General features: G+C 66.4%; 19 protein-coding genes. 8 read left to right on the top strand and 11 right to left on the bottom strand.

The genetic code is table 11. The annotated features are described in order from the left end of the window. Positions 1-260: 260 nt before the first annotated feature. Both ACOGW9_RS13085 and ACOGW9_RS13080 read right to left on the bottom strand, forming a co-directional pair. The gene (locus ACOGW9_RS13085; protein ID WP_419911933.1) at positions 261-587 is read right to left on the bottom strand and encodes a type II toxin-antitoxin system RelE/ParE family toxin; all 327 of its coding nucleotides are present in this window, start codon (positions 585-587) and stop codon (positions 261-263) included. Beyond that, a complete protein-coding gene (locus tag ACOGW9_RS13080; protein ID WP_419911932.1) occupies positions 584-835 on the bottom strand; it encodes a type II toxin-antitoxin system ParD family antitoxin in 252 nt (83 codons plus the stop codon). Before ACOGW9_RS13080 ends, ACOGW9_RS13085 begins: the two co-directional genes overlap by 4 nt. Positions 836-1,013: 178 nt before the next feature. On the opposite strand from ACOGW9_RS13080, the gene ACOGW9_RS13075 reads away from it, so the two are divergent. Then, positions 1,014-2,366 carry an AAA family ATPase gene (locus ACOGW9_RS13075; RefSeq protein ID WP_419911930.1) on the top strand — a complete coding sequence of 451 codons (1,353 nt, stop codon included), beginning with the start codon at positions 1,014-1,016 and terminating at the stop codon, positions 2,364-2,366. Beyond that, a complete protein-coding gene (locus ACOGW9_RS13070; protein WP_419911928.1) occupies positions 2,363-3,001 on the top strand; it encodes an RloB family protein in 639 nt (212 codons plus the stop codon). The genes ACOGW9_RS13075 and ACOGW9_RS13070 overlap by 4 nt, the downstream gene beginning before the upstream one ends. Before the next feature lie 112 nt (positions 3,002-3,113). Here the strand turns inward: ACOGW9_RS13070 and ACOGW9_RS13065 are convergent, their stop codons facing one another. The 3 genes from ACOGW9_RS13065 to ACOGW9_RS13055 form a co-directional block, all read right to left on the bottom strand. Continuing rightward, complete coding sequence (locus ACOGW9_RS13065; RefSeq protein WP_419911926.1) at positions 3,114-3,317, bottom strand: hypothetical protein; 204 nt, start codon at positions 3,315-3,317, stop codon at positions 3,114-3,116. A gap of 38 nt (positions 3,318-3,355) precedes the next feature. After that, positions 3,356-3,646, bottom strand: a complete 291-nt coding sequence (locus ACOGW9_RS13060; protein WP_419911924.1) for a hypothetical protein — start codon at positions 3,644-3,646, stop codon at positions 3,356-3,358. Positions 3,647-4,108: 462 nt separating this feature from the next. Beyond that, positions 4,109-4,690 (bottom strand): hypothetical protein, encoded by a 582-nt coding sequence (locus ACOGW9_RS13055; protein WP_419911922.1) that lies wholly within the window; start codon positions 4,688-4,690, stop codon positions 4,109-4,111. A gap of 108 nt (positions 4,691-4,798) precedes the next feature. Between ACOGW9_RS13055 and ACOGW9_RS13050 the strand changes: the two genes are divergently transcribed. From ACOGW9_RS13050 to ACOGW9_RS13035, 4 genes are read left to right on the top strand one after another with little or no spacing between them, the layout of a single operon-like run. Then, positions 4,799-4,945, top strand: coding sequence for a hypothetical protein (locus ACOGW9_RS13050; protein ID WP_419911920.1), 147 nt, complete (start codon positions 4,799-4,801; stop codon positions 4,943-4,945). 9 nt (positions 4,946-4,954) lie between these two features. Next, positions 4,955-6,145 (top strand): LLM class flavin-dependent oxidoreductase, encoded by a 1,191-nt coding sequence (locus tag ACOGW9_RS13045; RefSeq protein WP_419911918.1) that lies wholly within the window; start codon positions 4,955-4,957, stop codon positions 6,143-6,145. After that, positions 6,142-6,897, top strand: a complete 756-nt coding sequence (locus ACOGW9_RS13040) for a hypothetical protein (protein WP_419911916.1) — start codon at positions 6,142-6,144, stop codon at positions 6,895-6,897. Before ACOGW9_RS13045 ends, ACOGW9_RS13040 begins: the two co-directional genes overlap by 4 nt. Positions 6,898-6,908: 11 nt before the next feature. Next, entirely contained in the window at positions 6,909-7,334 is a 426-nt protein-coding gene (locus ACOGW9_RS13035) for a VOC family protein (protein WP_419911914.1), read from the top strand. 27 nt (positions 7,335-7,361) lie between these two features. On the opposite strand, the gene ACOGW9_RS13030 is transcribed toward ACOGW9_RS13035, so the two are convergent. The 6 genes from ACOGW9_RS13030 to ACOGW9_RS13005 all read right to left on the bottom strand — a co-directional run bounded on the left by ACOGW9_RS13030 (position 7,362) and on the right by ACOGW9_RS13005 (position 11,467). Beyond that, entirely contained in the window at positions 7,362-8,099 is a 738-nt protein-coding gene (locus tag ACOGW9_RS13030; RefSeq protein ID WP_419911912.1) for an enoyl-CoA hydratase/isomerase family protein, read from the bottom strand. Next, positions 8,092-9,144 carry a CoA transferase gene (locus tag ACOGW9_RS13025; protein ID WP_419911910.1) on the bottom strand — a complete coding sequence of 351 codons (1,053 nt, stop codon included), beginning with the start codon at positions 9,142-9,144 and terminating at the stop codon, positions 8,092-8,094. The genes ACOGW9_RS13030 and ACOGW9_RS13025 overlap by 8 nt, the downstream gene beginning before the upstream one ends. Positions 9,145-9,216: 72 nt before the next feature. Beyond that, a complete protein-coding gene (locus ACOGW9_RS13020) occupies positions 9,217-9,831 on the bottom strand; it encodes an enoyl-CoA hydratase/isomerase family protein (RefSeq protein ID WP_419911908.1) in 615 nt (204 codons plus the stop codon). A 120-nt stretch (positions 9,832-9,951) separates the two neighbouring features. Continuing rightward, positions 9,952-10,194, bottom strand: a complete 243-nt coding sequence (locus ACOGW9_RS13015; protein ID WP_419855495.1) for a hypothetical protein — start codon at positions 10,192-10,194, stop codon at positions 9,952-9,954. Positions 10,195-10,244: 50 nt separating this feature from the next. Next, a complete protein-coding gene (locus ACOGW9_RS13010; protein ID WP_419911906.1) occupies positions 10,245-10,376 on the bottom strand; it encodes a hypothetical protein in 132 nt (43 codons plus the stop codon). Beyond that, entirely contained in the window at positions 10,373-11,467 is a 1,095-nt protein-coding gene (locus tag ACOGW9_RS13005; protein WP_419911904.1) for a hypothetical protein, read from the bottom strand. The genes ACOGW9_RS13010 and ACOGW9_RS13005 overlap by 4 nt, the downstream gene beginning before the upstream one ends. Before the next feature lie 439 nt (positions 11,468-11,906). Here ACOGW9_RS13005 and ACOGW9_RS13000 point away from each other — a divergent pair, with 439 nt between their 5' ends. Together ACOGW9_RS13000 and ACOGW9_RS12995 are read left to right on the top strand one after the other, a co-directional pair. Further along, positions 11,907-12,497 carry a hypothetical protein gene (locus tag ACOGW9_RS13000; protein WP_419911902.1) on the top strand — a complete coding sequence of 197 codons (591 nt, stop codon included), beginning with the start codon at positions 11,907-11,909 and terminating at the stop codon, positions 12,495-12,497. 57 nt (positions 12,498-12,554) lie between these two features. Next, a complete protein-coding gene (locus tag ACOGW9_RS12995) occupies positions 12,555-13,538 on the top strand; it encodes an IS481 family transposase (protein WP_419913081.1) in 984 nt (327 codons plus the stop codon). Positions 13,539-13,568 lie beyond the last annotated feature (30 nt).

Genomic DNA, 13,568 nt, shown 5'->3' with positions numbered 1-13,568 from the left:
AATCCTCCCTGTCGTTTGGGCGTATCGTACATCGGTTGGCTCATCAAGTCATGAGACCACCGGTGCATGGGCCGACGCCCACAATCAGAGACTGCCCGCTCCCCACACGCATCCTCCCTGCTTCATGTAGGTGTGTTGATGAGTGCTGCCGTCATGGGCCGTGAGGAAGCTCTATGGCATCGAGGGGATATCCCGTCGAGTTCCGGCGGCGTGTGGTCGATTTGGTCGAGCCCGGCAGGCCGGTGGTAACGGCTTGCGCCTCAACGGCCTTGGTTCAGGTCGCCCAGAATTGTTTCGAGATCCTGCGCGTAGGCGAGTAGACGGACCACATCTGCGTGATCGCTTCGTTCGAAGTAGAACCAGCCGCACGGAAAGCGTTCCAGGCGACAGGACCGCAGGCCGTCGATGCCGGCCAGCTCTCCGATCCGCGACGAGCCTGCGCCTGGCATGCGCTCGATGTCTCGCAATGCCTCGATCGCAGCGTCGAAGAATCGCTCACCGAGGCTGTCGCCGCCCTCGGATTTGTAGTGCTTGCTTCGTTCGACTAAGTCGGCCTCGGCCAGCGGGCGCAGTCGGATGTCTGTCACACGGTTCGGCCGAGCGCCTGCGCACGCAGTTCGTCGGCGACTTCGGGCGTCAACGGACGACCCTCACCCGACTCAAGCCCGTCAGCGATCAGCGAGCGGAAGCGGCGCGCCCCCTCGGCCTGCTGATCGCGCCGGATGAGGTCACGCAGGTACTCGCTGGTGTTGCCGTACTCGCCGCCTCGCACGCGCTCGTCGATGTAGCTCCGCATCGAGGGGGGAAGCGCAAGGCTCATGGTGTTCTGGCGCACCTCGCCAGTCTGCCCATGTGGACAACCGTTGTCGATACGCGGCGGCCACAACATCGCCGGAATAACGCGGCGCGCCAATCCTCCGCGGTGACGCTCGTCAGTGACAATTTCGATAGCTATCCTGCACTTATCTGACGGATTTCTGCCTGAGAATGCAGTGATCGGCAAGGAGAGTGGCGTGCTCATCAGTGCTGAGGTTTCCAATCACCGTTCCATCCTGGAGCCGGTCGAACTCTCGATGATCGCCATTGACGAGGATCGGCCTGGGGCGCGCTGGCATGAGCGGCTCGGCAGGCACGTCTTGACGACCGCAGGGATCTACGGCGCCAACGCATCCGGGAAGTCGAACGTTCTGACTGCCATTGCGTGGCTGGTCGACTCAATCGGGCGCGTCTGGTGGGAGTGGGGCTCGGGCGTGCCGCGGGATGCGCATCGATATGGGCAAGGCCCCGATCTGCCCTCGGAGTTCCGAATCGATGTGCTGGCAGAGGGTGTGCGCTACCAGTACCACCTGGCCGTCAGCGATGACCGGGTGGCGTTCGAGGCCTTGTACAGCTTTCCGGAACGTCGCCGCCGCCGCATCTTCGAACGCGAGGACATGGCGACGACGTTTCGGCGCGGCACCGAGCGTGTGCGCGGCATCCGGGATCTGCTGACGCCGACCACGCTCGTGCTCTCGGCCGGCTGGAGACTGGGTGCCGCTGACTTCCGGGCCGCATGCGGTGCGATTCACAGGATCAATGCGGGGACTCTGGCGGCTGATGTCCAAGGTCGCCAACTTGCCCTATTGGGATATTCCGCGACAGACCTCTTCGGTGACGACTACGAGATCGGAGTCCAAGCCGACCAGCGGGAGGCCATGTGGCCGTCTGAGGCGGACCGGCCCGAGCATGAGCCGGCGCAACGTGATCCGAACCTCCAGGCGACCGCATTGCACCTGATGCAACTGGCTGACCCATCCATCTGCGGGGCGACATGGCATCAGTCACGGCACGAAATTGCTGAGGGCGCCAGCGGACGCCAGTTGCGCTTTCGGCATCGCTCAGGCGACAGCACCGCCGAGTTCAGTCTCGGGGAAGAATCACAGGGCACGCAGCGCTGGTTCGAAACTCTCGGTGCCGTTCTGTGGCAACTGCGCTTCGGCGGAACGCTCCTCATCGACGAACTCGACGCCAGCCTGCACCCGCGGATCACCAAGCGGGTACTGGAAGCCTTCCGAGACCCAGTGACCAACCCATTGGGCGCACAGCTCATCTTCACCACCCACGACACGTCGCTGCTCGGCACGCTCAACCGCGACGAGGTCTGGCTGACCGACAAGGACGCCACCGGGGCAACCACGTTATATGCGCTCGCAGACTTTGAGGGCGAACGGGTCCGCAAGTCGCTCAATCTCGAGCGTGCCTACCTGCAGGGCCGCTTCGGCGCCGTGCCGAGCGCCGACCAGGCGGCGCTCTATCGGATGCTCGACGTGCCAGAGATCGACGATGACCCCGACGGCACGCCTGTAGATGAGCGCATGGCCTCGTGACAGAGCAGCCCCGCAGACCTGCGGGACGAACCAGCGGCCTCGATCGCCGCAAGCGCACTACACGACGGCCGAAGTCGTCGGTGCTCATCATGACCGAAGGCCGCCGAACCGAGCCCGACTACCTCGCCGCGATCGCCGAGCTGCCGCATGTGCGCCAGCGCTTTGACATTCAGATCGACCCGTCCCTGGCCGGGAGAACACCCATCAAAATCGTCACCGGCGCCGCCCGAGCACCGAGGCGAAACCAGCACGGCGGCGAAGGCTTCGACTCCGTCTGGTGCGTCTTCGACGTAGAGCAACCGCGACCACACCCCTCGCTCATGCGCGCAGTGAACCTCGCAAGAGACAACGACATCGACGTTGCCATCTCGAATCCGTGCTTCGAAGCGTGGCTCATCTTCCACTGGCAGCGAATGTCCCAGCCCATGACCACCGCTCAAGCAGTCAGTCTGCGGCAGCAACTCGACGGGGCAAAGGGCAAGCGGGTGGACGGCAGCCTCTACTTGCCAATGCGCCAAGATGCAGCAGACCATGCTCGTCGCCTCGCCGAGCGTCACAGCACCAACGGGCGCGTCCTTCCCGACGACAACCCCTCCTCTGGCATGTTCACGCTGCTAGATGCCCTGAGCGCCTGATTGGCCCTGGAGCCGCCTGTTCAGACGGGGACGATGGCGAATCCCTCGCGTGCGGCGGCTTCGGTGCGGCGTTCGTGCAGGCTCATGAGCTGCAGGGATTGGGCCGATGGGATCAGGCCGTGACCGTGTCGGTGGCAGTCTCCGGCGAGATCACGATCTCGGGTTCTGCGCCAGCCAGTTCGGCGGCCTCTCGAATCATGGCCTCAAGTTCAGCGAGCGTGACGGCGTTGGCGTAGTAGGCGCACTCGCCGATGTCGCCCTCGGCCAGCCAGTCCCCGCTGCCGCCGTTCTCTCTGGCAATTGCTACCTGTGCCATGTCATGCCCTCCGCTGGGTGCGCAACCGGCCGCGAGCGTTAGGCGAGTGCGTGGTCGGTCGGTGTGGCGGGAATGGCGTCCATGCTGTCGCGGACATCGACGATCCGCAATCCGGAGACCGCGCTCACGTCTTGAATTGCCTGCTGGATGGCATCCCGGCGAGTCGGGGCTTCGCGGTCGAACTCGACAGTGCGGTGGCCGATGCTGGCGTCGCTGCAACCCGCCTCGTAGAGCGTTTCGAGATTGTCGTCGTCGAGCAGGTCAAGCCCGTCGGTGACCAGCACGAAGTGATGGACCGGATTGCGTGCCGTCAAAGGTCGCTGAGTCATGGCCCCTCGCCGATTCGCTGGCAACGCCGGATGCGCTCTCGCACCTTACGCGCCACGTTGCGACCGCTTCGAGGCGCGCCGAACACCGACACAACGCAGCCAGATTGTTCATGCAGAGACGACGGCGAGGCCTTCGCGTTCGGCTGCTTCGGTGAGGCGTTGGTCCATGCTCACGAACCGCGACGCAACATCGAGTTGCTCTTGCACATGTAACGCGGTGCCGAGCAGGGCGGCGTCGGCTGCCCCAAGCGGCTGTCGTGGTGCTACGCGCTGAGTTTGTACCGTGAGCGGCAGATCACTCGTCGTCTTCGATGTCTGATTGACCTCTGAGCCCGAGTCAACTATGTTGAACGTGCCCCCGGTGCTATTCCGGTGGGAAGACGTAAGTCCCGGAGTGCCAGGCCGAGGACTTGCCGCAAGGCAAGTCGACTAGGACGGGAGCCGGGGCTTTCGCATGTCTGGTCAGCCGTTGGTCACCTCGATGATCCCCGCAGCAGCGAGCCGATCGAAGGATTCGCTGCTCCCGTCCAGCAGGAAACTCGAAGCGATGCCGCAGACCGCGTCGGCAATCCACAGCAACGGCTCAGACTTCGACCGCCAGTCGTAGCTGAACGGAACAACGCTGGCGGCGAATTCGCGCAGCAGAGTCCTGCGATCGCGTTGATCGGTCGCTTCATCGCCGGACTCGATGATCAAGTGCGAGACACCGTCGTCCGCCAGTCGGCGAGCATGGGCCGCTAGCAGGTTCCGGCGCGCGTCAACTTGGTGGCGCCGGCCGACTGACCGCCACAGCACCGACGCCACGACATCCACTTCCTCAAGCACGGTTGCCATTCGTCTGATCGCCTCGGGACCTTCTCGGCGGTAGTGAAACGGCGACTTCCGCTCACCGATTACTCCCCGTATGCGTTCACGGACATCCGGCCAATCAAATATCACCGCGGCGGTGACGATGTAGTAGACGCCGGCACCAGCCGTCCGCGATGACTCGTCGATGACAGCAACCAGGTCGCCACGAATCGGTTCGCCGTCGCTGAGCCTCATCATCGGAGAGGCTCGCTGCTCCATGATGCTCGGAATGCCGCCTGAGTCCGTGCAGCCCGCGATGTGCGCACCAAGTCCTCCGGGGCGGGTTCGGGAGCGTGTAGCGGCGTGCAGTGGCCCGACGATGCGCTGCGGCTCATGTCGGTCGAGATCTACGACGTTCCGGTCCACGGGGCATCGGGCGAGAGTACGAAGACGGACCGCTCCGGCACGAACCATTTTCCGGGATGGGCGACGCTGGAGGCGCTGGGCTAGAACAGCGTGATGAAGTTCGGGATCTTCTACGAGCTGTCGGTGCCGCGGCCGTTCAGCCGGGCGAATGAGTGGCTGACGTACCACAACGCGCTCGAACAGTGCCGGGTAGCCGACGAGCTGGGGTTCGACCACGTCTGGGCCGTGGAGCATCACTTCCTCGAGGAGTACTCGCACTGCCCCGCGCCCGAGGTGTTCCTCACGGCCGTTGCGGCGCAGACCCAGCGCATCCGGGTGGGTCACGGTGCGGTGGTGTGCGTGCCCGAGATGAACAACCCGATCCGGGTTGCCGAGCGGGCGGCAGCGCTCGACATCATCTCGAACGGCCGCCTGGAGCTGGGCACGGCCCGGTCGAGCACATGGACCGAGCTCGGCGGGTTCTGCGCCGATCCCGACGACACGAAGAAGACGTGGGACGAGTTCTGTCGGGTGATCCCGCAGATGTGGACCGACGATGACTTCGGCTGGGAGGGCGCCCGTTTCGAGATACCGGCCCGCAACGTCATCCCCAAGCCGTTCCAGGAGCCGCACCCGCCCATGTGGGTGACGGTGACTACGCCGGGCACCGAGCTGGACGCTGCCGAGCGAGGGCTGGGGTGCCTGGGGGTGAGCGCCGCCCCGTTCGCCGAGCAGGAACGCCGTACGAAGGAGTACTACCGCCGCGTCGCGAATTGTGATCCGGTCGGCAGCTTCGTAAACGACCAGGTCCACACGCTCAACTTCTTGTACTGCCACGAGGACTATCGCCAGGCGGCGGCGCTGGGCCTGCCGATGGTGGGCGCATTCAGCATGTCGAACGCGCACCTGTACTTCACCCGCGAGGCGTACCCGACCCGGGCGTACCAGACGCTCGGCAATGCCGGTGCTGCGCTGCGCAGCCGCGGGACGCCGAACGGCAGCACACCCGCTGATGACCCGAGCGTGGCCAAGGGCTTGCCCGAAGGCGTCGGCATCGGCGACCCCGACCATCTCGTGCAGACCATCCGCAAGTGGGAGGACGTGGGCGTGACCGGCATCAACTTCCTGCTCAACGCCATGGAGATGATCCCCCAGGAGCAGGTGCTCGACAGCCTGCGGCTGTTCGCGACCGAGGTGATCCCGCAGTTCCAGACGCCCGAAGAGCGGGCTGCCCGCGTGCAGGCGCCGACCGCGGTTCCCGACGTCAGCGAGACGCAGGCCGAGCCGGCCGAGGCTGCCCGATGATCTCGGGAACCGCTTCGGTCGACGAGCTGGCCGCCGGTGCACCCGAGATCGCTGCATTCGGCACCGAGTCGATCCGGCTCGGCGGGGTGACCGGCTTGTCTTTGGTTGCCGAGCTGCGGCGCCCGGCGCGTGAAGCGGTGCTGCCGCCGGGACTGCACCCGATCGTGCCGCCTGCCATGTCGCTGCTGGCGTGGGACGTGTCTGAGAGCCCGTGGGGAGCGTTCAGCGCAGCGTTCGTCCGGGTGGTGTGCCGCAGCGGCGCCCGCGCCCGGACGTTCTGTATCGGCGCAGCCGCTTCCACCGACGACGCCGTTGCCGGCTTGCGGTCGCAGTTCGGCTTTCCTGCGCAGCGGGCCCATGTGGCGTTACGCCGCCACTACGACGGCGTCAATCTGGCCGTCTCCCCGACCGACAGAGCCAGCAACGGCACCGGGCCCATGCTCGAACTGAGTGCCCTCGACCCCGATCCGCTGTCGGTCGGCGACCTCCAACACGTCGGTTCGATGAACCTGGCGCACACGCCGCTGGGGCTGCGGCTCGTCCAGGTCGAGACGCATCACGAGCCGTCGCGTGTCGAGCGGCTGGCGGCCCGGATCGAAGCGTTCGACGCAGCCGCCTGGGGGCAGCCGCTGCTGGATCCGTACTGGGTCGTGAGCTGCTCGGTGTCACTAGAGGACATCGAGATTCCCGCCATCCGCTTCGTCTGCGATCCCGCGGTGCCCGCCGCGGAGGGCACCGAACGGGTGCAGTAACTTCCGCTTCCATGAGCGAGACGGCCGCTGTGACATCCGACACGACCGACGACGTGGCCGACGCGCCGCAATTGCGAGCTGTGGGCGTGACGATCGACTGCTCCGACCCGGAGCGGATCGCCGACTTCTGGCAGACCGCCATCGGCTTCAGCACCCGGGTCGGCAACGGCCGCCCGTACATCACGCTGTCGGAAGCAGGCGGCGGCCGGATGCTGAACCACCTGACCATCCAGCGGGTGCCCGAGGCCAAGACAACGAAGCTGCGTGCACACCTCGACCTGTTCACCCGAGACATGGACACGGAGGTGGCTCGGCTGGTAGCGCTCGGTGCATCGGTGCTGGTGCCGGCTGCAGATGAGGTCGCCGGCCACCTTGGCTTCCGGGCCACCGTCATGGCCGATCCCGAGGGCTCGGAGTTCTGCGTCGTCTCTCGCTGACAGGCCGCCCGAAAGGCGCTCCCGCAGCTATGGCGACGGAGATTTGCCGCCCGAACCGGCGGCGACGAGCCGGGCCGAGCGCCTCTCGACGGCCAGGCCGTCGCTGAGCGGGAGGTCGTTCGCGGCTCGCAGACAGCGGCGCAGCGCCCGTGCCACCGGTTGATCGATCCGGGCGAGCTGACCCGCCAATTCCGCTGTGCGGCTGTCGAGATCGTCGGGCGGCACGACCTCGGCGACGATGCCGAGCCGGAGAGCCTCGGCTGCGTCGATGTTTCTGCCGCTGAGCACCAGCGGCAAGGCAGCCACAGGTCCGATGGCCGCGGTGAGGCTCTGGGTGCCGCCGGCAGCGGGAAGCATGCCGAGCTTGGTTTCTGGCAGGCCCATCACCGAGTCCTCGCTCGCGATGCGCAGGTCGCACAGCAGCGACATTTCCAAGCCCGAGCCGAGCGCGTAGCCGTGCAGGGCGCACAGGGTGGGCACCGGCAGATTCACCAGCGGCAGCCACGGGTCGCGGTCCCAGCGGATGCGCCGGGCATCGAAGATCGACTCGGCGGTGCCGAACTCGGACAGGTCGGCGCCGGCGCTGAAGTGCTTGCCCTCGGCGGCGAGCACCACGCAACGCACGTCGGGCACGTCGCGCACGGCAGTGATCGCCTCGATGAGCCCGTCGCGCATGTCCAGGTCGTAGATGTTGAGCGGTGGATGGCACAGCGTGATCGTGGCTACGCCGTCATGGCCGAACACCAGCCGTACCCGCTCAGCCATGCCGGTCACCACCCGAGGGGGCAAAGGAAGCCGGGGCGTCAGCGGCATCGCTGCAGGAGGCCCGGCTAGCCAGCGGCGTCACTGCCCCCGCCAGCGACACACGCGTGTGCTGGGGTGCGATGCCCGCAAGCTGATCGACCGCGACGCCTGCCGCCAGCAGTCCGGCGAGCGGATCGGGGTAGGAAAACGCGGGCGTCCGCGGCCCGTCGCCCAGCAAACCCAAGCCCGAGGCGGCGTGCACGCCGGTGCCGTAGGCGATCCAGTCGCGCTCTGGCGAATCCGGTTCGAATGCGGTGATCGCCAACGTGCGCAGCCGCGGATGGCGAGCACACAGTTGCGAGGGCAGCAGGTCCAGGTTGCCGAGCGCCCGCGGAGAGAGGGAGGTAATCAGAATGTCTGCCCTCGCCAAGAGCTCATCGAGGCTCTGGCGGCCTGCCGGGTGTCGGGGGTCCAGCTCGACTGCGGTCTTGTGTGCGTTCAGCTCGTCGTACATCGCCGTGCCCGCCAGGCCGTCGGGCCGCGCTGCAGAGCTGACCTTGCGCACCTCTGCGCCCGCGCGGCCCAGCAGCTCAGTGCACAGCGGCCCGGCCCACATCGAGGTCAGGTCCACCACGTTGACACCGCCGATGCCGGATGCGGCCCGTGCCGCGCCGGACGCGCCGAGGTCGATGCCGAACGTTGTCAGCATCGTGCCGGCTGCTTCGACCACACCCCGGCGGGCGGATGCAGCGGGAAGCCGGCGGTACGGCGTCACCGGCAGGCGCCACTCTTGGGCCGCAACCGCGACGGCTTCTGGATTGGACTCGCCGCGGTGCACATCGGCGAAACGTTCCCAGGTCTCGGCGTCGTCGGGTCCGAGGTCGACGCACAGCGCGCCATCACCCCACGCAACTGGTCGGCTCGGCACGTCGGTAGTCCCGACCCGACGGGGCATCTCGATCCAGGGTTGGGAGTCGCCCACCACACAGGTGCCCAGTCGTCGATCGACGGCAGCTGCCAGCTCGGTGCCATATTCGAACAGGCCCGGCGGCAGCCAATCGCTCACGGCTAACGCCCTGAACTGTGTCTGATGCTTTTCACGGCTAACGCCCTGAGCTGTGTCTGATGCTTCTCATGGCTAACGCCCTGAGAAGTCAGGCGGGCGCTTGTCGAAGAAGGCGGCGAGGCCCTCGGCGCGGTCCTCGGTTGCTGCGAGCTGGTGGTTCAGGTCGCCTTCCAGACGAAGGCCGTCGGCCAGCGGCAGCTCAGAGCCCCGGTGCACGGCCTCCTTGGCAAACTCCAGTGCCAGCGGCCCCGCGCCGGCCAGCTCGTCCAGCCAGCGATCCACCGCCTCGTCCAGATCATCCTCGACGGCGTGTGCCAGCCCCCGCTCCAGCGCAGTCGCCGCATCCACTTCGGTTCCCAGCAGGAGCATCGCGCTCGCCCGCGAAGCACCGATCGCACGAGGGAGGCGCTGGGTGCCGCCCCACGCGGGGAGCCGACCCTCCAGCGCATCACGCATCGCGAATCGAGCACTCGAATCGCACAGGCGCACATCGCAGGCCAGAGCGATCTCGAGTCCCGCGCCAGCGCATGCGCCCGAAATGGCGCAGACCACCGGGCTCCGAACCGCAGCCAACGCCGACGCCGGGTCGGGCTGCAGCTCCAGTGGATCGAAGCCGATGCCCGAGCAGAAGTCGCTGCCGGGCTCGTTGCGCAGCACCAGTACCGCCGGCTCGCGCGCCTCGCGCACCGACGTGCACAGATCAGTCAGTGCACGTGCTGCGGCGCGATCCAGCGCGCCGCCTCGCAGTGTGTGCTCGATGCGTTTCAGGGTGCCACCACCCCCTCGGGTGGCCGGCGCAGGTTTCCCCTAATCGGCCGACTTGGTCTTCTTGGGCTCCTGCAGCGCCATGTCCTTGCCGTTGCACTGCAAGGTCACTGCGCCCGGCTTGGTGACGAGCACCTCGATACCGGAATCCTCGTCCTGGTAGCGCTTGCCGACCTTCAGTCCCTCGCCGCCAGACGACGCGGAGATGTCAGCCTCACCGCCCTTGGTGACGATGACCTGTACGCCGCCGTCGAAGTCCAGACGCTCTCCAGCCTTGGTCGCCACAGCATCCCCCTGGTCTCATCGTGTCAATGCGAAATGTGGTCCGTATGAAGCTACACGCCGCGCCGCGGCAATACCTCGCCGATGCCATCGAGACCGGCGAGGTCGAGATGACAGAGTGCGTCGGTGACTACACACCGCACGGCGTTCGTCGCCGGAGGAACCAGCCCGACAAGGGCGTTCACCAGCCGCATTCTTGCAGGATCGGCTCGACTCGAAGCTCGATGCCGGTCAAGTCAAATCTGGCTGACCCGTACTTGGCGCCGTCGTAGCCGGTGATGGAGATCGTAAACGTCGTTTCGGTGTTCGCAGCCGCTTCGCGCAGTCGGCTCACGAACTCCCGACGTTGCCAAGACTGGATAAACGCTCCGGCGCTCTCATCGGAACCAGATATCAGTTCGCCCCACTCCTCGGTGACGATCCATTCTCCAAGGCGATACTCGACCGGGACGCCGCGCCCGTACTTCGCGCCAACGTATCCGCCCGTGCGGACCCAAACGCCGAGCTTGTCCCGCTGGCATTGGATCCCCATCTGAGGAACCTCGTCAGCGAGCCAGTCCGGTGTCCCCACCCAGTGCCCGGACAGGACGGCTTGAGAACCGATGTCACCTCGCACGGGATCGTCAATAGTTCGCACCCGCCAACGGCCTCGTTCGAATCTCTTGCCGCAGTGCTTCCGCTGAGCCGATGTCCTGTCCTCCAGGTAGGCGTATTCCTTACCCGCATGTTCATAGTCATCAGGGCACTCGGCGACCACGAACCGTGGCCCACACTCGCTCTCCAGCACGCCAAGATCGACCTGATGAACGCCGTCGGGACGCGGATTGCTCACCCTGAAGGTGTACTCCTCGCCCGCGTGCTCGTAGTTGTCGGGACACGCTGCGGCCACGAGCACGCCCGCTCCAAGTGCCGCTCCCCGACGCATTTGCTCGGCCGATTCGGCGGCGCTGTTGCCAGACGGGCATGTCCCGAGGTCAACGTCGAGCATTGCAGACGCGAGTTCGAAGGTCTCGCGGTGCGCCTCAGCTTCAGCTTCCGAGTTGCCGCTGGCTTTGGCCTCGACCCATTCCTCGGCAGCTTCAAGCGTGCGCTTCGATAAGCCCCTCAACGTTTCCAGGCCTTCGTTGCACATGCGTACGGCCACGGCCGTCTCGGACAGGGCCTGACTCGTTGTCGGTGCCGTCGTTTCCAACACGGCCGGAGCCGTCGCAATCGTCGTCTCAGGCACCGCTGTGGTGGTCACCACCGAGGTTTGAGGCACGGCCGGGCCAGTCACCCCCGTCGTTGTAGAAACGACCGGGCCAGTCACCTCCGTCATCACTGACGTTGAGCAGCTTGCGAGGAGCACCAGCAAGACCGCGGCCGCGGTAGGTCTCATTACCACGGAGGTCTAGCACGCACACCCGAATCCGTAAGGGGTCCGGTTCGTTCTCGATGAACCATGAAGGGGCATCTCAAGGTGCGGGAATCCGCGCGCACTAGTACTACTCGAGGAGTGGCCGAGTGCTTCGAGACCCGTTGCCGCTCGCATTTTGCCGCGACTTCTCTTGGCCAATTGAAGAACTGTTGGCGGTCCTGGTGAGTGGGCACGATCGCGGCGGGAGTGCGCGGGCAAGAGCAACCCGGTGACTTCGAGCCCGCCGTGGCATCGACAGCGGAACCGATGCCGCACATACGGTCATATGAACAAGTTGACCGCCAGGCACAATGATCCGGTGACGTCGCCGCAGACCGCACTTGTCATCGGGGGAACCGGACCCACAGGGCCGCTGGTCGTCAACGGGCTGATCGAGCGCGGCTACGACGTGACCATCCTGCACACCGGACGGCACCAGAGCGACCTGATCGGCCCTGAGGTCCGCCGCATCTACACCGACCCCTTCGACGGCGAGGCCACCACCGCAGCGCTCGGCGGTGAGTCGTTCGATCTGGTCGTGGCCATGTACGGGCGGCTGCGGATGCTGGCACCGCTGCTGGCGGGACGCTGCGACCACTTCGTGTCGATCGGCGGTGTCGGCGTGTACCGGGGCTTCGGCAGCCCCGACGACCTGTTCCCGCTCGGCATGCCGGTGCCGCTGCCGCACGATGCGCCGCTGGTCGGCGACGGCGAGGAGTTCCGCAAGCTGCGGATGATCCGCGTCACTGAAGAAGCGGTCTTCGAGCACCACCCCAGCGCGATCCACCTGCGCTACCCACAGCTCTACGGGCCGCGCCAGCCACTGCCCCGCGAATGGCCGCTGGTGCGGCGAGCACTAGATGTAATGCCCATGGACGTTGTTGACGGTTCGGGTGGTGGGATGAGTTGAGCCTCCGTGGCAGTGTGGGGTCTGTTGGGATCCCAGGCTGCGAACGGAGGCTCAGTGATCGACAGTAGTGCAGGGTCGGCTCGGCGGGGTGCGCCGCGGCCGAGGTTGTCGCCGCATTCGCGGCTGGTGATGGTCGAGCGGGTGTTGGCGGGTCAGTCGCGGTCTGCGGTGGCGGCGCAGATGGGCTGTTCGCGTCAGACGGTGCACAAGTGGGTGCGCCGCTTCGAGGCCGAGGGGGCGGCGGGGTTGGAGGATCGTTCCAGCCGGCCGGCCAGATCGCCTTCGCGCACCCCGGCGAGGGTCGAGCAGAGGATCTGCCGTTTGCGGCGCTCGAAGCGGTTGGGGCCTGTGCGGCTGGCCGCTCGGGTGGGGGTGCCCGCTTCGACGGTGCATCGGGTGCTGGTGCGCCACGGGCTGAACCGGCTGGCGTGGATCGACCGGCCCACCGGGCAGCTGGTGCGCCGTTATGAGAAAGCCCATCCGGGCGAGCTGGTGCACATCGACGTGAAAAAGGTCGCCAAGGTGCCCCCGGGCGGCGGCTGGCGGGTCCATGGCAGAGGCTCGCCCAAAGCCAGGCCCAAGAAGCGAAAGCGACGCGGGTACACGTTCTTGCATGTCGCTGTGGACGACCACAGCCGCCTCGCCTATGTCGAGGCGCACGACAACGAGCGCGCCGTGACCGCAGCGGGGTTCTGGCGCAACGCACGCGACTGGTTCGACCGGCTCAACGTCGGCATCGACGCAGTCATGACCGACAACGCCAAGAACTTCACCTTGACCGCGTTCGCCGAAGCGCTCGCCGAGAACCGCACCGGCCACCGGCTCACCAAGCCCTACCGGCCCCAGACCAACGGCAAGGTCGAACGGTTCAACCGCACCCTGGCCGACGAGTTCCTCTACAGCTACAAATTCCGCTCAGAACCCGACCGCAGACGCCGGCTCCAGCACTGGGTGCACACCTACAATCTCCACCGGCACCACACCGCCATCGCAGACACACCCGCCAGCCGCGTCAACAACCTCGCTGGGCATTACAACTAGATTGGCGGCCGCACCTCGTGGTGGCCGACG

This window comes from Candidatus Poriferisodalis sp., from assembly GCF_965203655.1.
Taxonomy (GTDB): domain Bacteria; phylum Actinomycetota; class Acidimicrobiia; order Acidimicrobiales; family Poriferisodalaceae; genus Poriferisodalis.
Note: the sequence above shows the minus strand (reverse complement) of the source record. Positions and strands in the feature narration are given on the sequence as shown.

Excerpts from the sequence above, each read along its gene's own strand:
- ACOGW9_RS13065 (WP_419911926.1), bottom strand. The coding sequence starts at position 3,317 with ATGGCACAGGTAGCAATTGCCAGAGAGAACGGCGGCAGCGGGGACTGG.
- ACOGW9_RS13060 (WP_419911924.1), bottom strand. The coding sequence starts at position 3,646 with ATGACTCAGCGACCTTTGACGGCACGCAATCCGGTCCATCACTTCGTG.
- ACOGW9_RS13055 (WP_419911922.1), bottom strand. The coding sequence starts at position 4,690 with ATGAGGCTCAGCGACGGCGAACCGATTCGTGGCGACCTGGTTGCTGTC.
- ACOGW9_RS13045 (WP_419911918.1), top strand. The coding sequence starts at position 4,955 with ATGAAGTTCGGGATCTTCTACGAGCTGTCGGTGCCGCGGCCGTTCAGC.
- ACOGW9_RS13040 (WP_419911916.1), top strand. The coding sequence starts at position 6,142 with ATGATCTCGGGAACCGCTTCGGTCGACGAGCTGGCCGCCGGTGCACCC.
- ACOGW9_RS13035 (WP_419911914.1), top strand. The coding sequence starts at position 6,909 with ATGAGCGAGACGGCCGCTGTGACATCCGACACGACCGACGACGTGGCC.
- ACOGW9_RS13030 (WP_419911912.1), bottom strand. The coding sequence starts at position 8,099 with ATGGCTGAGCGGGTACGGCTGGTGTTCGGCCATGACGGCGTAGCCACG.